This is a genomic window from Paenibacillus sp. FSL H8-0537 (assembly GCF_038051995.1).
Taxonomy (GTDB): domain Bacteria; phylum Bacillota; class Bacilli; order Paenibacillales; family Paenibacillaceae; genus Pristimantibacillus.
In genome coordinates, this window is sequence record NZ_CP150290.1 from 5,865,001 (window position 1) to 5,888,468 (window position 23,468).

The 23,468-nt window shown below is 50.0% G+C and carries 20 protein-coding genes and 2 pseudogenes (1 of these 22 running past the window's edge); 10 read left to right on the plus strand and 12 right to left on the minus strand.

Annotated features, from left to right (window positions below; all coding sequences use genetic code 11):
* From MHB80_RS24830 to MHB80_RS24850, 5 genes and pseudogenes are all read left to right on the plus strand, one after another.
* Nucleotides 1-92, plus strand: a pseudogene (locus MHB80_RS24830) (ABC transporter permease) (its annotated part extends 246 nt beyond the left edge of the window); the annotation flags it as partial.
* A gap of 97 nt (nt 93-189) precedes the next feature.
* Nucleotides 190-837, plus strand: a pseudogene (locus tag MHB80_RS24835) (adenine deaminase C-terminal domain-containing protein); the annotation flags it as partial.
* Between the two features lie 223 nt (nt 838-1,060).
* The gene (locus MHB80_RS24840; protein WP_341279469.1) at nt 1,061-1,738 is read left to right on the plus strand and encodes a GntR family transcriptional regulator; all 678 of its coding nucleotides are present in this window, start codon (nt 1,061-1,063) and stop codon (nt 1,736-1,738) included.
* 18 nt (nt 1,739-1,756) lie between these two features.
* Entirely contained in the window at nt 1,757-2,842 is a 1,086-nt protein-coding gene (gene uxuA, locus MHB80_RS24845; RefSeq protein WP_341279470.1) for a mannonate dehydratase, read from the plus strand.
* On the plus strand, nt 2,839-3,702 hold the full coding sequence (locus tag MHB80_RS24850) for an SDR family oxidoreductase (protein ID WP_341279471.1): 864 nt from the start codon (nt 2,839-2,841) through the stop codon (nt 3,700-3,702). Before uxuA ends, MHB80_RS24850 begins: the two co-directional genes overlap by 4 nt.
* Nucleotides 3,703-3,885: 183 nt before the next feature.
* On the opposite strand, the gene MHB80_RS24855 is transcribed toward MHB80_RS24850, so the two are convergent.
* From MHB80_RS24855 to MHB80_RS24905, 11 genes are all read right to left on the minus strand, one after another.
* Complete coding sequence (locus MHB80_RS24855) at nt 3,886-4,779, minus strand: dihydrodipicolinate synthase family protein (RefSeq protein ID WP_341279472.1); 894 nt, start codon at nt 4,777-4,779, stop codon at nt 3,886-3,888.
* A 46-nt stretch (nt 4,780-4,825) separates the two neighbouring features.
* The gene (locus MHB80_RS24860) at nt 4,826-5,788 is read right to left on the minus strand and encodes a phosphoglycerate dehydrogenase (RefSeq protein WP_341279473.1); all 963 of its coding nucleotides are present in this window, start codon (nt 5,786-5,788) and stop codon (nt 4,826-4,828) included.
* Complete coding sequence (locus tag MHB80_RS24865; RefSeq protein WP_341279474.1) at nt 5,788-6,618, minus strand: carbohydrate ABC transporter permease; 831 nt, start codon at nt 6,616-6,618, stop codon at nt 5,788-5,790. Before MHB80_RS24865 ends, MHB80_RS24860 begins: the two co-directional genes overlap by 1 nt.
* 10 nt (nt 6,619-6,628) lie before the next feature.
* Nucleotides 6,629-7,501, minus strand: a complete 873-nt coding sequence (locus MHB80_RS24870) for a sugar ABC transporter permease (protein WP_046234056.1) — start codon at nt 7,499-7,501, stop codon at nt 6,629-6,631.
* 88 nt (nt 7,502-7,589) lie between these two features.
* Nucleotides 7,590-8,924 carry a sugar ABC transporter substrate-binding protein gene (locus tag MHB80_RS24875; protein ID WP_341279475.1) on the minus strand — a complete coding sequence of 445 codons (1,335 nt, stop codon included), beginning with the start codon at nt 8,922-8,924 and terminating at the stop codon, nt 7,590-7,592.
* 235 nt (nt 8,925-9,159) lie between these two features.
* Nucleotides 9,160-10,881 carry a response regulator gene (locus tag MHB80_RS24880; RefSeq protein WP_341279476.1) on the minus strand — a complete coding sequence of 574 codons (1,722 nt, stop codon included), beginning with the start codon at nt 10,879-10,881 and terminating at the stop codon, nt 9,160-9,162.
* Nucleotides 10,881-12,587 carry a histidine kinase gene (locus tag MHB80_RS24885; protein ID WP_341279477.1) on the minus strand — a complete coding sequence of 569 codons (1,707 nt, stop codon included), beginning with the start codon at nt 12,585-12,587 and terminating at the stop codon, nt 10,881-10,883. The genes MHB80_RS24880 and MHB80_RS24885 overlap by 1 nt, the downstream gene beginning before the upstream one ends.
* Before the next feature lie 290 nt (nt 12,588-12,877).
* Nucleotides 12,878-13,111 (minus strand): ABC transporter substrate-binding protein, encoded by a 234-nt coding sequence (locus MHB80_RS24890; RefSeq protein WP_341279478.1) that lies wholly within the window; start codon nt 13,109-13,111, stop codon nt 12,878-12,880.
* A complete protein-coding gene (locus tag MHB80_RS24895; protein WP_341279479.1) occupies nt 13,072-13,296 on the minus strand; it encodes a hypothetical protein in 225 nt (74 codons plus the stop codon). Before MHB80_RS24895 ends, MHB80_RS24890 begins: the two co-directional genes overlap by 40 nt.
* A gap of 418 nt (nt 13,297-13,714) precedes the next feature.
* Entirely contained in the window at nt 13,715-15,313 is a 1,599-nt protein-coding gene (locus MHB80_RS24900; protein WP_341279480.1) for a CoA-transferase, read from the minus strand.
* 74 nt (nt 15,314-15,387) lie between these two features.
* Nucleotides 15,388-16,188: an enoyl-CoA hydratase/isomerase family protein gene (locus MHB80_RS24905; RefSeq protein WP_341279481.1), complete on the minus strand. Its 801-nt coding sequence runs from the start codon at nt 16,186-16,188 to the stop codon at nt 15,388-15,390.
* Nucleotides 16,189-16,394: 206 nt separating this feature from the next.
* On the opposite strand from MHB80_RS24905, the gene MHB80_RS24910 reads away from it, so the two are divergent.
* From MHB80_RS24910 to MHB80_RS24930, 5 genes are all read left to right on the plus strand, one after another.
* Nucleotides 16,395-17,444, plus strand: coding sequence for a LacI family DNA-binding transcriptional regulator (locus MHB80_RS24910; protein WP_341279482.1), 1,050 nt, complete (start codon nt 16,395-16,397; stop codon nt 17,442-17,444).
* A gap of 208 nt (nt 17,445-17,652) precedes the next feature.
* Nucleotides 17,653-18,468, plus strand: a complete 816-nt coding sequence (locus tag MHB80_RS24915; protein ID WP_341279483.1) for a transporter substrate-binding domain-containing protein — start codon at nt 17,653-17,655, stop codon at nt 18,466-18,468.
* A 3-nt stretch (nt 18,469-18,471) separates the two neighbouring features.
* Nucleotides 18,472-19,140: an amino acid ABC transporter permease gene (locus tag MHB80_RS24920; RefSeq protein ID WP_341279484.1), complete on the plus strand. Its 669-nt coding sequence runs from the start codon at nt 18,472-18,474 to the stop codon at nt 19,138-19,140.
* A 10-nt stretch (nt 19,141-19,150) separates the two neighbouring features.
* Nucleotides 19,151-19,891, plus strand: a complete 741-nt coding sequence (locus MHB80_RS24925) for an amino acid ABC transporter ATP-binding protein (protein ID WP_341279485.1) — start codon at nt 19,151-19,153, stop codon at nt 19,889-19,891.
* A gap of 18 nt (nt 19,892-19,909) precedes the next feature.
* Nucleotides 19,910-21,079 (plus strand): MalY/PatB family protein, encoded by a 1,170-nt coding sequence (locus MHB80_RS24930; protein WP_341279486.1) that lies wholly within the window; start codon nt 19,910-19,912, stop codon nt 21,077-21,079.
* Between the two features lie 209 nt (nt 21,080-21,288).
* On the opposite strand, the gene MHB80_RS24935 is transcribed toward MHB80_RS24930, so the two are convergent.
* Nucleotides 21,289-23,301 carry a methyl-accepting chemotaxis protein gene (locus MHB80_RS24935; RefSeq protein ID WP_341279487.1) on the minus strand — a complete coding sequence of 671 codons (2,013 nt, stop codon included), beginning with the start codon at nt 23,299-23,301 and terminating at the stop codon, nt 21,289-21,291.
* Between the last annotated feature and the right edge of the window lie 167 nt (nt 23,302-23,468).

Consider the following 23,468-nt stretch of genomic DNA (forward strand, 5'->3'; position numbering starts at 1 on the left):
ATACAAGAGCTGCTTAGCATTTTGTACACGCCGACTTCCAGGATTATCGACCTGGTTCATTTGTTTTGCCATTGATTCTGATTACTCTGGTACATCCAGCAAGTATACAAAAACGGCGTGCTTGCTTACTAAGGAGCAATCCAGCGAGCATTTATAGAGGAACCGAATCTCAATAAGGGTTCCACTCTTTTTTCCGCGAGCTATTACGAGAGTGTAAAGCTTGTGGTGCTGACTGAAGCTGATTTCACCGTTGCCGTGGATGCCAAGGACGGCCTTCATACTTGCCTAGTGATGACCGTTCAACATGGCTCCACCTTCATGAAGGAAAGCTTCGTTGAAGCACAGGTGCTTACGGGCGAGCAGCACTGGGAAACGAGCGGCTGCGGCCTAATTGCTACCTTCGAGCGTTATGGCAAAACAGGCAGCAAAGCATTTAGCTTAATTAGCGGCGATACGATTACACACGCTGCAGCAGCTACTACCTATTCGCATGATAATCATAATTTGCTTATTGTGGGACACAGCGTCGCTGATATGCTGCTTGCCGCGAATACGGTCATTAAGCAGCAGGGAGGATTTTGCGTTGTCGATAATGGACAATTGCTCGCTAACATGCATTTGCCTGTCGGGGGTAATTTGACCGAGGCTCCGCTTGAAGAAGCTGACCCAGCTGTCAAGCAGCTGCGTGAAGCGATGCAGTCGATCGATTATCGCCATTATAATCCGATTATGTCGATTGCTACCCATTCCCTGCCTGTCAGCTCTTTTCTGAAAATGACAGACTATGGCCTCATTGATGTCTATGCAGGCAAAGTCGTTTCTTTAATTGTCAGCTAAAGGCTCATAAGCAGCCACTATAGCAAAAGCAACAAGCCACGATCAGTATTCATCCTGGGACTAGACTTGTTTTGCTTCAGGCAGGCAGATATCGCGCATGCTCTGAAGGAAATATTTTTCACCAAAAATGTTTCCGCTTCCAAACTACCATACAAGTATGGTAGTATAGTGAAAACGTAACTTTCAACTTAAGAAATGAGCCTATCTACCGAGGAGGTGAACGATGGATTTTACGATAAAGCCCACTGCCGTATCGACGCGGGATGCGATTTATTTGACGCTGAAGGAGCAGATTTTGAGCTTGGAGCTGCCGCCCGGCACGAGCATTTCGGAGAAGGAAATCTCCCTAAAGCTTGGCGTCAGCCGCACCCCCGTTCGGGAAAGCTTCGTTCGGCTGGCGCAGGAAGGATTGCTGGAAATTTTTCCGCAGCGCGGCACTAATGTGTCGCTCATTGATTTGGAGCTGGTCGAGGAAGCACGCTTCATGCGCGAGCAGTTGGAGACTGCGGTTATCCGCCTCGCCTGTATCAGCTTCCCTGCCGAACGCCTGACGGCGATGCGTCACAATCTCGCCTTGCAACGGGCTTGCGTAGAAAGCCAGGATTACAAAACGATGTTTGATCTGGACGAGGCTTTTCACCGCACGCTGTTTGAGGGCTGCCGCAAAAGCAACACTTGGGCCGTCATCCAGCAAATCAACGTCCATCTCAACCGCAGCCGCATGCTTCGTCTTGCTGCCGATCACCATTGGGAGCATTTGTACGAGCAGCATTTGCAGATGGCACAGGCGATTGAAAGCAGCGATACCCAGCTTGCCGAACGGCTGATGAAAGAGCATTTGAACCTGACGATTGCCGATCAGGCGCTATTGAAAGAGAAGTTCCCTACCTACTTCAAATAATCGGAGGCGAAACGCATTATGAAAATGGTATTTCGTTGGTTTGGCGAAGGCAATGACACCGTCAGCCTTGACCAAATCAGACAAATTCCCGGCACGGAGGGCATCGTCTGGGCGCTGCATGACGTTCCAGCTGGCGATGAATGGCCGATGGACAAAATAATGAAGATTAAAGAAGCAGCGGACAAAGCCGGCCTGCACATTAAGGTCGTTGAAAGCGTCAATGTTCATGAGGACATTAAGCTCGGCCTGCCAAGCCGCGATTTGTACATCGACAACTACAAGAAGACAATTGCCAAGCTTGCGCAGGTCGGCGTCAAAGTCATTTGCTACAACTTCATGCCGATTTTCGATTGGCTGCGTACCGATCTTCATAAGGAGATGGAAGACGGATCGACGGCCCTTTTTTATGAAAAAGCGATGATTGATAATGTCGATCCCTTCGATCTCGTTAAACGCATCAACGAAAATTCCAAGCTGACGATGCCGGGCTGGGAGCCGGAGCGGCTGCAATATTTGACCCAGCTGTTCGAAGCCTATCAGGGAGTTACGCAAGAGCATTTATGGGCAAATGCGAAATATTTCCTCGATGAAATTATTCCGTTTGCTGCTGAGCATGACATTAGAATGGCCATTCACCCGGATGATCCGCCTTGGCCGATTTTTGGCCTGCCGCGCATTATTACCGGGCAAGATAATATTCGCCGTTATCTCCAATTGCATGACAGCCCTTATAATGGTCTTACTTTATGCAGCGGATCGCTGGGCGCTAATCCGGAAAATGATATCGTGTCGATGATTCACGAGTTTGCCGACCGTATACCGTTCACGCATATTCGCAACGTACGCGTCTATGAAAACGGCGATTTCATCGAATCGTCACACCGGACACAGGATGGTACAGTCGATATCGCTGGTGTTGTGCAGGCCTACCATGAGGAGCAATTCGAGGGCTACTGCCGTCCGGATCACGGCCGCCATATTTGGGGCGAAGAGTGCCGTCCAGGCTACGGCTTGTATGACCGCGCACTCGGCATTATGTACCTTTGGGGCTTATGGGATGCGTATCAGAAAGCTGCCGCCGCGGAAGGAGCTGCTGCGAAGTGAGTGAAACGATAAGTTTGCCGAAGCATGCCTCAATTGAGGGCAAAGTCGTCGTCATTACAGGCGGCGCAGGCGTATTATGCCGCGCAATGGCGCTGGAGCTCGGACAGCAAGGAGCGAAAATTGCCGTGCTTAACCGCACATTGGAAAAAGGCGAGCAGGTTGCCGCAGATATTAAAGCCGCAGGCGGACAAGCTATTGCGGTTGCATGCGATGTTACCAACCAGCAAAGCGTTGCGGCAGCGGCGGAAACGGTGCTTGCCCAGCTTGGTCCATGCGACCTGCTCATTAATGGCGCAGGCGGCAATCATCCGAGCGCCAATACGACGAATGAGACGTTCCAGCCGGAGGATTTGGACAATCCCGACGTTACCTCCTTCTTCGACTTGAAGGTGGACGGCTTTCGCAATGTGCTTGATTTAAACTTTGTCGGCAGCCTGATTCCGACTCAAGCTTTTTCCAAGCAGATGCTTGGCAGGGCTGGAGCAGCCGTTATTAATATTTCGTCGATGAGCGCACCGTCGCCAATGACGAAGGTTCCGGCGTACAGCGCAGCCAAAGCTGCCATTAACAATTTCACACAGTGGCTCGCTGTCCATTTAGCTGATGCTGGCATTCGCGTAAATGCAATTGCTCCCGGCTTCTTCCTGACCCAGCAAAACGAGCGGCTGCTGCTGAATGAAGATGGCTCCCATACGGCGCGGGCAGGCAAAATCATCGCCCACACGCCGATGCGCCGCTTTGGATCGCCGCAGGATTTGCTCGGCACGCTGCTATGGCTGGCGGATGAGCAAATGTCCGGCTTCGTCACTGGCATTGTCGTTCCGGTCGATGGTGGCTTTATGGCCTATTCCGGCGTCTAGTCTATTTATTTGGCGAGCCTAGCAAAATATCATCTAACATATAACGAATGACCGGAACCGGAACCGTAATCGACCGTGTATCCTACATGCCTAAGCAGCGCCCCTTCCTGGATTGAGGAGGGGCGCTGCTTATTTTTAAAATGATTTAGAATTTTTATGAATTCAGAGTAAAACAGGCATCGGCTAGGTCATCTGCGGCAGCGCATCCAGCTGCTGCTTAAGCGCGTCCACTTCCCCAGCGCTAAGATCAAGCTGCGGCGCTCGCATAAAGCCGGCATCTATGCCGCGAAGCTTGAGTGCTTCCTTGAAAAAGGACATATTGGCACCGCTTCTCAGCACCTCGCAAAATTGAATCGCGATGCGCTGCCATTCGCGGGCCTTATCCAAATCCTTCGCCAGGTAGGCGTTGTATACCGCAACAAACGGCTCAGGATATACGCAAGACACACCGGAAATCACACCGTCACAGCCCATAGCAAGTGCTGGCAGAAACAAACGGTCAGCCCCCTGCATTACGGAGAAATCGCCGCCTTTTATGGACAAGTACTCATTCGTGCGCAGAAAATCCGGATAACTGTATTTAACGCCGACTACGTTTCCGCAGCGTTCTGCTACTCTCTTTGCAACATCCGTTTTGAGATCATTGGACGCGCATTGCGGAATATTGTACAAATAGACGGAGAAATCTGCTGGCAAACTGGACGCTAACGTCACATAATATTGCTCCAGCTCTGCATCGTTTGCTCCAAGGAAAAACGGTGTGACTACACCAACGCCGTCAGCCCCAATGCGATGGGCATGCTGTGCTAGTAAAATCGTATCAGCCTGCGTTGCCGCACCTGCATGAATAAATACGGTAACTCTTCCGGCCGCTGTCTTCACTACCGTTTCCGCAACCGCTTTGCGCTCGTCAACCGACAGCCGCACCATTTCTCCTGTCGTCCCCAGCGGAAACAGGCAGTGTACGCCTTTGGAAATCAGAAACTCAGTCAGCGCTTCTACCTTCGCCAAATCGACATGTCCTTCTTTAGTGAAAGGCGTCACCATCGCTGTCGTCACACCGTATAAACGTTTCATCGTGCCAATCCCTCTTTCTTTTTTATGTTTTAGTTAGGATAGCAAGTTAACGAAGCAAATGCACAGGGTCCTTGCCTGCAAAAATATCCAGCAGCGCTTGGGCCGTATCCAGGCCAACCCGGTAATACGTCTCTGTCGTTTCCGCTGCGGTATGGGGCGTTGCAATCAGCTTGTCCAGCTCAAAAAGCTTATTGTCCGCCGCTACTGGCTCCTGCTCGTACACATCGATAGCCGCTCCGGCGATGCTACCCTGTTTCAAAGCCTTGTACAACGCCTGCTCATCCACGAGTGCGCCCCGCGCCGTATTGACGAAATAGGCTGTCGGCTTCATCCGTTCAAATTGCTCGTCACTCATCATATGATAGGTTTCCTTAAGACTAGGCAGATGCATGCTGACGACGTCGCTCTGAGCGAGCACTTCCTCAGAGGACACAAGCTTGACCCTGAGCGCCTTCGCCTTCTCTTCATTTGGATATTTATCGTAAGCGATGATTTCCACATCAAAGCCTTGCAGCTTCTTCGCTACCATCTGGGCAATGTTGCCGAAACCAAGCAGCCCGACTGTGCGCACCGCCAGCTCCGTGCCGACGGTGCGATCCCAATAGCCGCGCCTTGCCGAACGTTCAAGCGTCGGAATGTTGCGCAGCATCGACAAAATCAGGCCAATCGTCAGCTCCGCTACTGCATTGGCGTTGCCGCCCGGCACATTCGCCACCTTAATGCCGTATTCTCGCGCTTTAGCCAGATCAATATTGTCGACGCCAACGCCGAAGCGGGCAATGCCCTTCAGCTTTGGCGCCAGCTTGAAAATCGCTTCATCCCATGTATCAACACCGGCAACGACCCCGTCTATATCCGCAACAAGCGGAGCCAGCTCCTCAAACGTATGGGGACGACCAAGCTGGTTCTCGATAATTTCGCAGCCGGCTTCCTCAAGCATTCGCTTCGCATCGGCGCATAGCAGCGAATAGTTCGTCGCCGTCACTAGAACTTTATGCTTTGTGCTCATTATTTGACTCCTCCAACGGTCATCCCGCTAACCATATATTTTGATGTAAACAAATACATAATAATGACTGGAATAGAAGCGATAATCGAGCCGCCCATCAGCGGGCCCCAAGCGAATACGTCGCCAACGATCATATCCGACAGACCAAGCGTAATCGTCTTGTCGCTCGTTTTCGTCACAATGACGAGGGCATATAAATATTCACTCCAGCACAGCGTGAAGGCGAAGATGAAGGTTGCAGCAAGCCCTGGAGCGGCAAGGGGGAAAATAACGCTCCACATCGTACGCGCCCGGCTGCAGCCGTCGATCATCGCCGCTTCCTCAATCTCTCCCGGAATCGATTTAAAATAGGAGACGAGCATCCAAGTGGCATATGGAATTGTAATAGTAGGATATATAAGCATGAGACCATATACCGAATTGCTCAGCCCAATCGCATTCACCAGCATATAAAGCGGAATAAACAGCACCGCTCGCGGCATCAAATAGGCGTACAAGATTCCTCTGGATATAAAGCCGCGGCCCTTGAACTGTAATTTGGAAATGGCATAGGCAGCCAGCATGCTGAACAAAATCGACAGAAAAGAAACGATCAACGATACGTAAAGGCTATTTTTAATATTCGATAAAAATCCCTTCTCCGTCAGCAGCTTCTCATAAGCGGACCAGCTGAAAACTTGCGGCCAGAAGGACGGCGTCATATTGTAGATTTCTCCCTGCGACTTGAAGGACGTGTTCAGCATCCAATACAGCGGGAACAAAGCAAAAATCAATAGAAATGCCAAAGTTCCATAGACGAGAACCTGTTTGCCGATTGATTTATTTTCCATCGTTTATCACCTAATCTCTGGATGAAAGCGAGCGCTTCGTCACGTAGTTGATCAGCAGGATCAACGGCGGCATCGTCATAATGGCGATGGCAATCGCTTTCCCAAGGCTCATATTCAAAAATCCAATCGTATAGCTCAGCGTAGACAGCACCTGTGTCGCATTGGCAGGGCCTCCGCGCGTCAGCAGCCAAATAATTTCGAAATCGTTCAAGGTCCAAATCGTAGTCATCACTGCGGCAAGTATCGTTACTTCCTTCACGGATGGCAGCGTCATATGCCAGAAACGCTTGACCGCGCCCGCCCCGTCCAGCATAGCCGCTTCATACATTTCCTTCGACACGGTCTGAAGGCCAGCTAGAATAGCAATGCCCATAAAGGGGATGCCCCGCCATACGTTAACTAGAATAACCGAGAACATCGCAAGATCCGGCCTTGCCAGCCAGCCAAGCGGTTGATCGATCAGATGGACTTTCAATAGCAGGAAGTTCAGCACTCCGCCAACATCGGAGTAAATCCACTGCCAAGTAAATACCGATACGATAGTCGGGATCGTCCAGGGTAAAAATAATAGGACACGGAACGTATTGCGAAATATGATCTTTTCATTAAGAACAAGCGCCATAATCATGCCGAATACCGTTTTGAACAACACAGCTACGCCTGTAAAAACAACCGTATTCCATGTCGCTTTCCAGAACGCTGAATCCTGCAGCAGCTCCAAATAATTGCCGAGCCCGATAAAAACCGCATCCGCACCCACGACTTTATTCGTAAAGCTCAGATAAAGCGCCCAGCCAAACGGCAGTACCATAACGGCAAGGAGATAAATCAAGACCGGGCTCATGAGCAAATAAGCCAGTTTATTGTTTTGGTTTGTATTCAAGCCTCATCCCGCCTTACTTAAAGGCAGAGGAGGACCAAACGCTCTGGCCGTCCGCCGCCGAATTAATAAAAGCTTTCTTAATAAAAGCTTATTTGCTGTAAACCTCTTGAATTTTAGCCTGCATATCTGTGATGGCCGCTTCCGGCGTGTAGCTCGATTCAAGCAGCAGCTTCTGGAACGTATCGTTGAGAATGCGAAGGTTGAACACTTCCCCCGCCTTCGCATTGTACTCGCCAGGATAGCCGAGGAAATTAAAGCCAGCAACGGATTCGACAAAGGCTTTGTTTTTCTCGCCTTGCCATACCGCTTCCTTCGCCAGCTCGTCATATACGGGAGCCGTCAATGGAGCACCCTTCTCAATCCATGACTTATACCAGTCTTTATCCAGCATGTAGGAAATGAATTTTTTAGCCAAATCCTTGTTTTTCGAATCTTTGAAAATGCCGAGATTGTTGCTGATGCCCGGAATAAAAGTACCTTTAGGGCCTGCCGGATAAGGCGCAATGCCTGTTTTTTCATACAAGTCCGGGTTATCCTTCTTAATCGTCGCGAGCACGCTGCCCGTGTTAAAAATCATCGCTGCTTGTCCGCTCAAATAAGCTTTATTGTTGCCCGCATCATCCCAGCCGATTGCGCTTGGCGGCGTGCTTTTATCCGTTAAGAAAATATCGCGGATAAACGAAGCGGCCTGCACCGTTTCCGGCGAATCCACAATGACCGTTTTGCCATCCTGCGTATCGACAGATCCACCGTAGGACCAAATAATACCGCGAGTTAGAAACTCAGCGTCGGAGTTGCCTTTACCGTAGCCCATGCCGATGCCGTATAGGCCTTTGCTCGTATCTGTCAGCTTTTTGCCCATTTCCCTAAGCTCGTCCCATGTTTTTGGAGGCTCTGTGTAGCCTGTATTGGCAAGCAAATCTTTGCGGTAGTAAAGCACCTGCGTCTCGGTCCAAAACGGCACACCATATTGCTTGCCGCTGAACGTTATCGCTTTTTTCGTATTTTCATTGATGGCGCTTTTGCCTTGCAGGCTGGCAACCACATCGCTTACATCCTCCAAAACGTCTTTTCCGTAAAATTGGCCAATTTCCTGATAGCCGAAGAAGGAAACATCCGGCACGGATTTGGATTCAATCGCCGCCGTCCATTTTGGATAAAAATCCTCGTAGGCAATCAGCTCTACATTGACGTTCACATTGTTCTCTTCTCCAAACTGCTTCGCACGTTCAGTAATTAATGTGTTTTGATCATCAAACAGCTGCTTCTTCATCCAAAAGGTAAGAGTTGGCTTCTCGCCGCTGCCCGCTTGCGCGGTCTCCCCGCCGTTGTTCGCCGTTCCCTGATTGCCTGCATTACCGCAGCCTGCCACGACAACTGTCAACAATGAAACTGCTACTGCTTTTTTCAATCCGTTTTTCATAGAAACGCTGACCTCCCGTTTCGCTTTTTTTCACGTACAGCATCATCGTAGTTGAAGCGCTTTCATGCTTCTGTCCCTATCTTAGTTCGAATGGTTAAAAGATAATATGACAACAATTTAATCGAATGATACAAAATTAACAGAATGCAATCACAGCATTTTTATAGCGAAAAATCGTACAAAAAACAGCACCGCTCCATCGCTTGGATTGCGGCGCCGCTGTTATGGCCTTTCTCTATTTCAATTCCTTGCCGCCCTCCAGCTTTTGCCGGAACTCTTGGGGCGTCAGGGAATAATATTTTTTGAACACCTTATTGAAATAATTCGGGTTTTGATAACCAAGCTGGAGCGCGATTTCATAGCTTTTCAGGCTTGGGTTTGCCAGCATCGACGCTGCCAGCTCCATCTTCAGCCGCAGCACATAATCGCTCACGTTTTCGCCCGTCGCAAGCTTGAAGATACGCGACACATGGACCGGATGCATAAACAGATAATCGGCGATCGCTTGCAGCGTCACATCGGTAACGAGATTTTTCTCAATGTAGCTGCGGATTTTGCCTACGGTTATTTCACGGTCATTTCTCGTATCATTTTCCATGCTTTGCCTCAGCAGCAGGAACGCTTCGTCTATCCAGCTCTTTAACGCAATAATGGAGCGGCTTGGCAGCTGCCCGCTCATCTCCGATAAGCCGGAGCCGATCATCTCCGCCAGCTCACGCCCGTTTTTGTGCGCGAAGGAGCTGAACGAGGCATAGATGGAGAAAAACACCTCCATCAGATGCTCCGGCGAATCCGGCCAGCCTTGGTTCAGCTCGCTCCAGATGCCGCTAAGCTTCTGCTCAGCCATTTCCCAACTGCCCGATTCCATCAAATGAATGAGCATCGGCGGCTCGTAAAGCCGCTGAAGCGAATGAATCGGCTGCTGGCGGGCGATATCGGAAGCGACATGGATAAACAGCCCGCTTTGGCTGCCGACCTGCCGGCGCAGCGCCAGCAAAACATCCTCATACTGCTGCCTGACATCATGCGGGAACAGCCCCCACTGGCTGACAAGCACGGAAACCTCGCCACTTAAATAATGATTGACGCTGAGCTGGAGCTGCGAGGCTTTGAGCTGAAGCTCCTCATCAAGAGCTTTATTATCATCTGATAATCCGGAAAGCGGCTCCTCATCCTCCCCTTGCTTTCCCCCAATAAGCGTCCCACCAGCGCTATCTAGCGGAATTTCCGTAACGACGCCAACCAAGTAGCCGTGAATAGATTTGCATGTCCAGAGACGGAAGCGCGCCTCAAACAGCTCCTCCGCCATATTGCTGACGGCATATTCCAGCAGGGACAGACTGTAGAAATCCATTTCCGACAGCTTGCCCTCAAGCCGCACGAGCATCAGCGCAAAGCGTTGTTCCAAGACTACCGGAACTTTGAGTGATTCCAGCTTTTCGGACAGCCGCTCCGCCGAATATTTGCGTCCCTCAAGCAGCTCATTCAGAAGCTCGCCCTGAAGCTTGGGCAAATTCTCCTGAAAAGCTCTTGCTACACGCTGATGGAAGCTCTTCTCGTCCAGCTCCTTCTTTAATGCCTGAACGGCCCCGCTCACCTTTTCCAAAATGTGGTCGTCACTAATAGGCTTTAATAAATAGTCATACGTTTCATGGGCAATAGCCTGCTGCGCATAAGCAAATTCGGCATGACCGGACAACAAAATGCATTTAATCCGCTTCCAGCTCCTCCGCACCTGCTGGAGCAGCTCCAAACCGCTGATGCCCGGCATCCGGATATCGGTAATTAGAACATCGATCGTATTCGTATTTAAAATCTCCAGAGCCTCTACGCCAGAATAAGCTTTGAACACAGTGCCGATACCGATTTGCTCCCATGGAAGCGTATCGGCAAGACTGTCCACCACGCTCGCCTCGTCATCCACAAGCAATAATCTAAATGCCAGCTGCTCCTCCATCACGCTTCCTCCTTGTCCTCCCAAATGATTTCCGTACGAAAGCCGTCCAGCGGTGAAGGTGAAGCGGAGAACCGCAAGCCCGAATGCCCTCCATATAACTGTGTTAGCCGTTGATGCGTATTCCATAGGCCACATCCAGTGTGCTCATCCAAGGGGACAGCGAGCGACTTTCGCAGCTTGACCAGCTCCTCCTTCGTCAAGCCGCTGCCATTATCGTCAATAATAAGCCGGTTCAAGCCGTTTTGGAGCAGCCCCTTAATATGAACAATGCCAAATTGCAGCTGGCTTTCAATTCCGTGGACGACCGAATTTTCCACAATGGGCTGAATGAGCAGCCGTGGAATTTGCAAATCCATCATCTCCTCAGGGATGTCGATTTCATAGTGCAGACGCTGGATACGGAGCTGCTGAATGATCAAGTAGTTTTCCACCAGCTTAAGCTCCTCCCGAACCGTCGTCATGCTATTTTCCATCCGCGTCGTGTAGCGATAGTATTCGCCTAAATTCAGCGACATCGCCACGACTGCTTCCTTATCGCCGAGATTCGCCATATTTTTAATATAGAATAAACAGTTGTATAAAAAATGCGGGTTGATCTGCGATTGGAGCTGCTTCAGCGTCGCTTCCTTGGAGCGAAGCGTCTCCATGTACACCTTATCGATCAGCTCCTGAATCTGCTCTGCCATCTCGTTAAAGCTGCTGAATAGAAACTCAAATTCATTGTTTGGGCGCTGCTTCAGGCGGGTGGAAAACTGTCCGTCCTTGATTCGCTGCACTCCCCGCACCAGCAGCACAATCGGACGCTGGACATTGCGGTACAGCAGCAGGGTAGATAAAACGCCGAGTGCCATTAGCAAGCCTATTGAGATATAAAACAGGTTACGACTCGTATTGATTGGTGCAAACACGCTCGCAAGCGGCACAACATCGACCAAATACCAGCCAAGACTTGCCGAACGGATATAATTGACGATATATTGCTGGCGATTAATTTCAAGATTGAGGCTGCCGCTGCCCGCGAGCTGCAAGCTCTCCAGCTGATCCATTGCCTGCGTAACGAGCCGATAGTTGCCGTTAAAGCCAATGATCGGGTCCTCGCCGGGATGATACAGAAAAGGCTCGCGCGCCTCATCCTGCTGGAGAGAATTAAGCATATTTTTCAAATTGGCATCGGTGAACCGTACTTCGACATATAGATTCGGCATGTCTGACTGCTGCATGCGGCTGAACAGCATTTCCTTAATGCCAAACGTTGTGGCGTATTCATGAACCCATTTGCCCATGTCCCCCGCTTCAAGCTTCTGCTCGTCATAATGGGCGGAATAGTCCGTCGAAATCAGTTCCTTGGTATCGCGCAAATATAAAATAATTTGGTTCGTCCAGGCGCTCGTCGTCGTCTGCATATTCAGCATATCCACGAGGCGCAAGTGGCGCTGAAGCTGGACAAGCTCATCATTTTTCCCCCGGCCCTCCACATATTCCCGTATGCTGTAATCACGGCTTGCCGAGGTGGAGTGCTTCACTAGCTGATCCACCATCATGTCGAGCTGGTTCATAAAAAAACCGAGGCGGTTAAGATTCTGCTCCTTGATCGTCGTCTGCACCACATCTACACTCACTTGGTTCGAGTAGCCGTAAAGCAAAATAATCGGGATGAGCAGCGCAATAATCAAGGCTATCATTTTCCGAAATGTTGTCATCTTCATCGCTTTTCCTCCGCCTTATGTGATAAGTCCAGTCTCCTTGCCTGCTGCGGGTCACGGGAATCAACGCCATTCTACCATCAATTTCGCACAAAAGAAAACGCTTACCTAATCTTGCATAAGCAGAAAGAATGATTCACTAGAAAAAAATTGCAAATAAAACAGGCATCTTCCACACAAATAGCTTGTGCAAAAAATCCCTGTTTTCCTTGTTCATAATAAATGATTGCTGCTTATTATTTTAACGCCGCTTGGATTTGGTCGAGTACCAAATTAATCGCTACTGGGACATACTAGGCAATCCACAAATTCGTATCTTCTTTGTATACATGGCCGTTTTGGACGGCTTTCAGGTTTTTCCAAATAGCCGAGCTTTCGAATTCCTTCGTCAGCTCCAAATTGCTGCTGTCCTCCATCAGAAAGAGGTGGTCGGCCTCAAGCTCAGGAAGCTTCTCAAGCGACAGCGACGCACTGCTGTTCTCTGCATCTACCGAAACGCCCCTTTGCCTGCATGGCAAAGATAACAATACTCGGCATGATGCTCCATTCCATCAAGCATAATCCGCCCCTGTCCCCGCGCGGTAAAAAGAAAAGCGCTCGCAGGCAGCTGATAGGAGCGCAGCTCCTCACCCAGCTCCAGCACTGCATGCCGGATATCAAGCAGCTTGATGGAGGCTTGGTTCCACAATTGAATGTGTTCATTCAAGTTCATCGCCCTTGTTCAACTCCTATGGATCAAATAGGTCAGACCGTAAAGCTAATCTCACCATTTTACTGATAACCATTCTAATAGTCGAATGGAAGATGTGAGGAATACAGCACAAAAAGCCGTTGAATCACTCATTGATTCGACGGCTTTTATTGATTGGACGGTTTTTAATTGTTAAAGAACAGCCCTAGGAACTGTTAAAGCTCTTCTCTTCTCTTCTCTTCTCTTCTCTTCTCTTCTCTTCTCTTCTCTTCTCTTCTCTTTAATTGTAGGCGGAAGTATGTTTGAGTTGATTGGACTTTTGGTAGTTCAGACGAATGTGACTCAGCCTATGGCTGGGTTACATTCGTAGAACGGACAATGGCCAGGCAACCAAACCATACTGTAGCATCAACCAAACCATACTGTAGCATCAACCAAATCATACTGTAGCAGCATCCCATTCTTGCTTGAGGCCCATAGGCTCCGCTTGGAAGAGTCTTGCATCCATCAGCTTGAGCTCCGGTGAAATAAGCGGCTCAAACGCCAGCAGATCAAGAACATCCCGCTGCAAATCGATTCCTGGGGCAATCTCGCAAAGCATCAAACCGCGAGCTGTAAGCTGGAACACCGCTCGCTCCGTAATAAAAATAACTTCCTTGCCGTTTTGCGCCGCCTCGACTCCGTTGAAGGAAATGTCTGCGAGCGCGGGCACGATTTTGCGGAAGCGTCCTTCCTTTGCAATGTCGACCTGGCCATCCTTTACCTGGACGTCGAGGCCGCCGGCGGTAAAGGTGCCGCTGAATACGACTTTTTTAGAATTTTGGGCAATGTCGATAAAGCCACCCACACCCATAATTTTCCCATTGAACTTATGAACGTTCACATTTCCCGCTTGGTCCATTTCAGCAAAGCTCAAGAAGCTGACATCCAGCCCGCCGCCATCATAAAAATCGAACTGGTACGGCTGGTCAAGCACCGCCCTAGGGCTGATCGTCGCTCCAAAAATAATGCCTTTCGCTGGTGTGCCGCCTATCGGACCCAGCTCCACCGTAAACGTCAGCGCTTCGCCAACGCCCTCCTCGGCCGCCACATAACCAACACCATCAGATATGCCAACTCCAAGATTGGCTACGGCTCCAGGGAATGCCTCCATGAGCGCCCGCCTTGCGATAATTTTGCGTTCGGTTAGCTGCAAAGGCTCGATACCGCCCTGTACGGCTAGCAAATCACCGCTCATATAGCGGTTGCTTTCCGTCTGGTACGTCTGCATTTGCTCTGGAACGACGACGACGGCATCGACCAGGAAGCCGGGAATTTTGATCGTCTTCGGATGCTGCGAACGAGCTTGAACCATTCGCTGCACTTGTACAATGACAATGCCGCCGCTATTTTTCGTAGCCTGTGCAATGCTGAGCACATCCAGAAAAGTCGGCTCATCCTCCATCGTAATATAACCGTCTGTATCGGCAGTCGTACCGCGAATAATCGCCACATCCGGCTTAATCGACGGATAGAACAGCCATTCCTTGCCGTCGATTTCCATCAGGCGGACAAGCTCCTTCGTCGTGCGCTCATTAAGCTTGCCGCCTTGCTGGCGAGGATCAACGAATGAGCCAAGCCCAACATGGCTCAAAATACCGGGATGCCCCGCTGCCGTGGAACGGAAGAGCTGTGTAATGACACCTTGCGGGAAGCAATACGCTTCGATTTGGTTCGTCTCAGCCAGCTCCGACATCCGCGGCGACTGCCCCCAATGCCCGCCAATCGCTTTGATGCAAAGGCCGGCAATCGCGATCGGGCTCATCCCTCTATCTGCCCGGTCACCGAGACCGGTTGTGTGAAGATAAGTCAGCCCGCTTGGCTGCTGCTCTTTGTGATAGCGATCAGCGAGTGCTTCAATGACAGCAGTCGCCTCGACAATTCCGCCGCCGGCGCCGCTAAAGGCGACCGTGGCTCCGTCAGAAATGAGGCGCACGGCCTCATCAGCGGTCAAAATGGGAACCGGACCGGTTCTTTTTTTCAAAGTTGCATTAGACATGATGGATAATTCTCCTTCTTCGGCTGCTTTCGTCTGTGCCTCTATATAAGTTCAGCAAATCAGCGGTTAGAATGTTACATTTTTTGAACGGTATCACCAGCGAAAACAGGAGGACGCTTCTCGAAGAAGGCCTGCATGCCTTCCTTAAAATCTTCGCTTTCCGCTACCTTTTGCGAAATATCGAGCTGCGTTAAATCAAGCCATGACTGCTCTGGCATAAAAATGCGGGTAAGCGCCTCCTTTACAGCACGTACGGCCGAGCCGGATTTTGCGGCAATTTCCTCTGCCCAGCGATAGGCCAGCTCATAAGCGGTTCCTTCGTGTGCAATCTCATTGACTACGCCCAAGCTAAGTGCTTCCTGCGCACTCATCGGCTTGGCAAGCAGCATAAACTGCATCGCTCTTCCTGCTCCGATGAGGCGGGTGATGCGGTAGGCGCTGCCGCTTCCCGGGAATGATCCAATGTTTACCTCTGGTAATGACAGCACAACATGAGGTGCAGCTACCCGCATATCGCAGCTTAGCGCCCAGTCAAAACCACCGCCATAAGCGGAGCCGTCCAAAGCGGCAATCGTCGGAATCGGCAGTACGGACAGGCGGGTTCGCAGCCGAATCTCGCTTTCCATTTTGTCGCTGACATACGTATCTTTTTCCAAATGCTGCTGTATTTCATTCATGTCTGAGCCCGCCGAGAATACTTTGCCATTATGAGTAAGGACAACAACGCGAAGCTCGCCATCCGACTCAATATCGGCTAAAATCTTCTCAAGCAGCGCAAGCCCGTTATTCGTTCCCAAGTTCAGCGGAGGATTGTTGAAGCGGATAATTCCGATACGGCCTTCCTTGTGAAATTCAATTCCCGGATTTGCTGACATGACAATAACCACCTTATTATGAGATTATAAATTATATTTGCTGTCCATTTGAACAGCTGCCGTTCGCTATTAGATCGATCTAATCTTTCCATTGATTATAAAAAACGGCATCCCCCCTGTCAACAGCAAGCCGGGGAATCTATAGTCATTCCATATGCTGCGATTATGTACTATAATTTTCACTAATGAAAGAGGTGTGACTGATTGTGGGCGATAAAAAAGAAAAACGCGTAACGCTTCAGGATGTCGCGAAGGATGCAGGCGTGTCACGCGCCACGGCATCGCTCGTTGTCAGAGGCAGTACGTCCATTACTGAGCAGACGAAACAGAAGGTTCTTGCATCGATGAATAAGCTCGGTTATGTCTATGATCGCGTCGCAGCAAGCTTTCGCTCCAGACGCTCTTCTACTGTGGGCATTATTATAACGGATATCGGCAATCCCTTCTTCTCTGAGCTGCTCGCCAACTTGCAAGACCGGCTCGATGAACTCGGTTATACAACGCTGCTTGGCATGACTTTTGAATCGGATAGCAAGCAGGAGCGCATACTCGAGACGATGCTGGAGCATCATGTTTGCGGCATTATTATGGCTCCCGTTGCGGGGACAAACCCTGCCGTATTTGCCCGGCTAAAGCACTTAAACGTCCCTTGCGTCCTTATCGGCCGTGAAATTTCCGGAGCACGCGTTGATTATATCGGCACCGATTTCCAATGGGGTACGAAGATGGCTGTCCGGCATTTGGCGGACCAAGGGCATAAGCATATTGCTCTGCTTGGCGGCACGCCTCATACATCCGCTTATAACGAACGACTCGCTGGCTATTTGGAAGGGCTTGAGGAATCCCGCATCCCGACCGATCAGCGCCACATTATTCCTGGCCCGCCTACACGCGAAAGCGGCGCTGTCATTATTAATCAGCTCATCCGTCAGGACAAGCTGCCTACAGCGGCGCTGTGCCATAACGATATTGTCGCGCTTGGCGTCATCGTCGGACTTAGGGAAAATCGGCTTGTCGCCGGCAAGGATATGGCTCTCGTTGGTTTTGACGATATTAAAGAAGCAGCTACGGCTAATCCTGGCTTGACGACGGTTTCCGTTGGGTCTGGCCAGTGGGGAATCGAGGCGGCAAACCTGCTCCACCAGCGCATCAGCGCCGAAACATCTACAGCGGCTGCTCAGGAGACGGCTAGAATTATTTTGCCGCCAAAGCTTGTTATCCGCGAATCCTCAACACATTTTATGGGCGTGCATTAATCAATGCACCCCTGTCATTTAGCTGGCGAAATGGTCATTGACATTCAATTTTTAACTTGCTATAATTCCAACAAAACTAATAGGAAATAGACGTTTCGCGTTTATTTACTAATAGAATCAAGCGCGAACGGTTTCGCTGGCTACAGCAGCACCCGGACACGTTTGGCTTATAATTAGATCGATCTACTAAGAGGAGGCTTTTGTCAACATGTTTGGAAAAAAAAGTGTGGTCTTATTAATGCTTGCCTTGACGTTAGTGCTGGGAGCATGCGGGTCGACAACGACTAATGATTCTGAAAGCGCTAGCTCCGGCGGCAATGCAGAAAGCAAAGAACTAAATCTGGCGACGTTCGGCGTCAGCATCGGTTTCTCCAAGAAGGACGGGGACAAGCTGGAAGGTTATGATATTGCCGTAGCAGAAGCTGTTGCCAAATATTTGGGCTACACGAAAGTAAACTGGACGACTGCTGATATGGCGGGCATGTTCGGCATGCTGGACGCTGGCAAGATCGACACGATCGCCAACCAAGTGGAAGCTAACGAAAAACGTAAAGAGAAATACATCTTCTCCAATACTTATATTTATTCCGGAGCACAGCTGATCGTCCGCGCTGATGATGATTCCATCCAATCGCTGGCTGATTTGAAGGGCAAGAAAATCGGTGTTGACGTTGGTACAAGTAAGGAAGCTTACTTGCGCGCCAATGATCCTAACAACGAGCTGAACATTACAACTTATGAAGATCCTAGCGTAATCCTGAATGATGTTGCTCTGAAACGCCTTGATGCTTATATTATGGACCGCGCCGGTGCACAGCTGCTGATCGACAACTCGGGACTTGCTTTGAAGAAAGCGGGAGACCCGGTTTACACTTACGAGGAAGCATTCCCGTTCCCGAACACCGAAGAAGGCAAGAAGCTGCGTGATTCCTTCAACGAAGCACTTGAAGCCCTTGCAAAAGACGGCACGCTGACGAAGCTGTCGAATGAGCATTTGAAACAAGACATCAGCAAGGCTAACTAAACGATGAATTTCGATACAGCGTTTATATTCGAAGCGATACCCAAGCTGCTGAAGTATTTGCCGATGACGCTGATGCTGGCGGTCGGCTCCATGCTTCTGGCTTGTCTTATGGGTATTGTGCTGGCGCTCATTATTAACAATAAAATTTTTATTTTGTCACCGGTGGCAAAAGTATATATTTCCTTCTTTCGCTCGGTGCCTACTCTTGTTACGCTGTTTATCTTTTATGTGGGAATCCCGCAAATTTTTCCGGAATTCACCTTTATTGACGCAATTACCGCAACAATCGTTGCTCTCAGCTTTAAAAATGCCGCCTATTTGGCGGAAGAATTCCGTGGGGCACTGAATGCGGTCGATAGCGGGCAAATGGAAGCCTGCCTTTCAGTCGGCATGACCAAATGGCAGGGCTTCCGCCGAGTTATTTTGCCGCAAGCGATGCGGATTGCCGTTCCGAGTCTAGGCAACTATTTGATTATGCTGGTCAAGGAGTCCTCGCTCGCCTTTACAGTTGGTGTGACCGACATTTTCGCGCAAACGAAAATTTTGGCCAGCAACTCCTTCCGTTTTTTGGAGAGCTATATTGCCGTTGCCCTCATTTATTGGGCCGTAACGATCGTGCTGACCATGCTGCAGGGAAAATTGGAAAAGGCAATGAGCAAGCCTTATCGATAGGAGTTCTGTTATGCTAAAAGTGAGCGGGTTAAGCAAGCATTTCGGCGATAACGAGGTGCTGAAGCAAATCAATCTGGAAGTGAAGCGCCGCGAGGTCGTTGCGATTATTGGACCGTCCGGTTCGGGCAAATCCACGCTGCTTCGCTGCCTCAATCTGCTGGAAACGCCGGATGCCGGCCACATTGAAATCGATGGTTTCGAGGTCGATGCAAGAAGGCTGAAGAAATCAGATGCCTACGCCCTGAGACAGAAATCGGCGATGGTTTTCCAGCATTACAATTTATTCAAAAATAAGACGGCGCTGCAAAACGTCATTGAAGCGCTTATTGTCACCAAAAAGATGAATAAGCCTGATGCCGAAGCACTGGGCCACAAGCTGCTGGATCAGGTTGGACTAGCAAGCAAAGCAAGCAGCTATCCTGCCATGTTGTCCGGCGGACAGCAGCAGCGCGTGGCCATTGCTCGTGCACTGGCCGTCAATCCTGCGGTGATTTTACTCGATGAGCCAACCTCGGCGCTTGACCCCGAGCTTGTTGGGGAAGTTCTGCAGGTCATCCGCTCTATCGTTGCTACGGACACAACGATGCTGATTGTGACCCATGAAATGTCCTTCGCCCGGGAAATTGCTGACCGCGTCATCTTTATGGCGGACGGCTCGATTATCGAAGAAGGCGATCCGCAAAGCCTGTTCGGACAACCGCAGCAGGAGCGGACGAAGAAATTTTTAGGAACGGTCTTTTCCAAAAACTGACGACAGGGGAAGAGGCAAATGATGACTCGCACACATAATTTTAGCGTACAGCTCGATCGACGTCATACCGATTCACAAATGCACACCCTATTTCCGGAAGATGTGCTGCCCATGCATTTGGCAGAAACCGATTTTACAACGGCACAGCCCATTATTGATGCGCTCGCTGCACGGGTAGAGCATGGCATGTTTGGCTATGTCGCCGAAAGCGCGGGACTGGCGCTTGCTGTCCAGCATTGGATGGCAAGCCGCTTTCAATTTCCTATAGAGCCGAAATGGGTCGAGTATTCTCCCTCTGTTGGCTCTTCACTCGTATTTGCCGTGCAAGCCTTCACACAGCCCGGTGACCGGGTATTGATTCAGACACCTGTCTATCATGCTTTTCACAGCTTGATTGATAATAGCGGACGCATTAAAGCGGAAAATAAGCTCAAGCTGCACAATGGACGCTACGAGATCGATTTTGAGGATTTGGAGCGCCAGCTTAGCAACCCGCGTACGAAGCTGATGCTGCTTTGCAATCCGCATAATCCGGTCGGACGCTGCTGGACAAAGCTAGAGCTGACAAGAATCGCCGAGCTTTGCCTGCGCTACAATGTATTCGTTATCGCAGACGAGGTACATGCTGATCTGGCTTACGAGGCGTTTACCCACATTCCGCTGCCAGCTATTTCGGATGAAATCGCTCAGCAATGCATGGTCACCGTCAATCCGAGTAAAACGTTCAATCTCGCTGGCATGCGCGCCTCTGCCGCTATCATTCCTAATGAGCGCTGGCGTGAAGCTTTCCGCATTTCCCTTATCAACAACAAAGCGATTGACCGTCCCGTGTTCGGCGTAGTGGCGCTAGAGGCCGCCTACTGGCATGGCGGCTACTATGTCGATCAGCTCGTTGCGTACCTGGAGGAAAATGTACGGTTTGTAGGGGAATATTTGCGAGAACATATTCCTCAAATTAAGCTCATTCAGCCGGAAGCCACCTATTTATTATGGCTTGATGCCCGTGAGCTGGGCTTGCCTCCGGAGCAGCTTGCCCCTTATTTTATGCGGGAGGCAAAAATTGCGTTCAGGGATGGCTCCTCCTGCGGCAACGGCGAAGGCTTCCTTCGCATGAGTGTCGGCTTTCCCACAGCTGTGCTGGAACGAGCTCTTCACCAAATGAAGCAAGCCGTTTCCAAGCTGGGGTGAACTACTGACTAATTAGGCATTGGCTGCACGCGAAGCTGCGTCGTTTAACTTCTGCTACAGCGTTCAGTCGCCGAGCAGCAATAAAATAGCCATCCTGCATGGCAGCCAATAGGCTGCGCAGGACGGCTATTTTTGTATTTAATCCTCTATTGATTTCCGTGTTTATTTCTTTGTCTACGCTAATTAGGCTTGCATCGTGTTATCGCAGCCTACAGTTTAAAGCTGCCTACTTTATTTTGCAGCTCGGAAGCAATTTCCGACAGGCCGACTGCAGATGAGGAAATGCCCTCCATCGCATCAAGCTGCTGGTTGCCGGCCTGCGTCACCTGGCGGAACGATTGTGACGATTCGTTCGCAATGCCCGAAACCTCGTGAATGGACGCCGCCACTTCCTCGGCACTTGCCGACATCTCCTCCGTCACCGCCGAGACATCATGAATTTGCTGGACAATCAGCCTCGTGGATTGTTCAATGCTTGTCAGCGCCTGTCCTGCTTCCTCCGTTATGCGCAATCCTCCCCGCATATCCTCGGAAACTTTGTATTTCATCATATCGTAAGTAGCTGCAACCAGCTTCGTCATCTGGCCAATCGTATCCAATATTTGATCGGCTGTCGTCTTCGTCTGGTCTGCCAGCTTCTGCACTTCCTGTGCAACGACGGCAAAGCCTTTGCCGTGATCGCCTGCCCGCGATGCTTCAATGGCCGCATTAAGCGACAGAAGATTCGTCTGCTTGGCAATGCCTGCAATCGCTGTACTCATCTGCGTCACCTGTGCGCTAAGATCATGCAGCTGCTCGATCTGCTCGGAGGACCGGTCGATGGATTCGCCGATTTTTCTCATTTGAGCCGTTACTTCCTGTACTTTGTCGCTGCCTTCCGCAACATTCTGCTCCGTCTCCTTCGACGATTGCACAATTTCAGACGATGCTTCAGCAATTCTCGTAATGCCGATCGCCATTTCCTCCATCGTTCTGCGCGTCTCGTCCGTCATGCGAGCTTGATTGTCCGCCCCTTGTGCCGCTCCGCCGATCAGCTCCGATACAAGCTCCACCGTCTTCGTATTTTCCGTTGTGCTTGCACTAAGCTGCTGGCTGGCAGCCGCCAGCTGATTCGACGAATCCGCCACTTCCATGACAATACCGCGGAGAGAATCGACCATCGCGTTGAAGTTGCCAGCAAGCTCCCCGATTTCGTCCCGGCGCTTCGTCTCGACTTTTTCCTGCAAATAACCTTCGCTTACCCGTCTGGCCGCACGGTTCAATTGCTCGATAGGCCTTGTAATGGCCCGGATAATAAAGAATAAAATGACGAATGCCGCAACCAGCGAAATGACCATGACGAGCAGCGAGTTAAGCAATATAGGCAGCGCGGCCTCCGTAAACTCCTGGGTTGGCAGAGCCCCGACCAATTTTAGTCCGGTATCCTTATTCGTCACGTAAAAGGCTTTGCGCTCCACATTGTTAATCGGATCATTGTAGAAGAGCTCCCCGCTATCCTGCCCCAGAATGGACTGAATACCTTCATTATTAATAGGAGTTCCCACTTCAATCGTAGGATGCGCCAAAATAACGCCCTGCTGATCCATCAAATAAACAAAGCCCTCCGAGCCGATTTTAACATTTTGAATTAATTGCCCAATTGCCTCTACGCTCAAAGCAACGGTAACCCCGCCCTGTCCATCCGCAAACGCTTGAGACACAGTGATCGTATACTTATTCGTCGTTGCCGATAAGCCCGGCTGGGATACGACAACTTCTCCTGGAGCCGCCATAATCGCCTTGTACCAAGAGCGCTCCCGCGGGTCGTAATCCTCCTGACCCGGATTCGGCGATTTCATCCAGCTGCCGTTCGCGTTGCCAATCGTTACAATTTCAACCTCAGGATGGCTTGCTGTAAAATGGTCTATAAGCGCCTGAGTAGTCTCAGCCTTTTCATCTACTGCTGCCGATGAGAGCAAGTAGGCTAATTGCTTCACATTGGCTTTCTCAAGCCCGACGATCTGATCGATCGACATATCAAGCGAGGATACCGTAGAGGCTGCTGTTTGTCCCATTTTATCCTGAAGCTGAATTTTAGCGCTGCTGTAAGAAAAGAATGTAGATACGGCCAGTGAAAGAATGAGCATCAAGGAAATATAGAGAAGAAGCCTGCTTCTGAGCCTCCTCATATAAAACTTTTGCTGCCATTGCGATTTTTTCTTCATCTCTCTCTTCTCCTTCATGATGTAATCTCCCCAGCTTGCATTTATTGTATATGTAATTATAGTCGACAGACCTCATTTGAAAATTGATAGATTTTTCATTGTATTTGTAACAAATTTTCAACAAAAAGATTATTGTATCCGTCTCATCTCCAATTCACGATAGAAATGGTTGCTAAATCATTCCA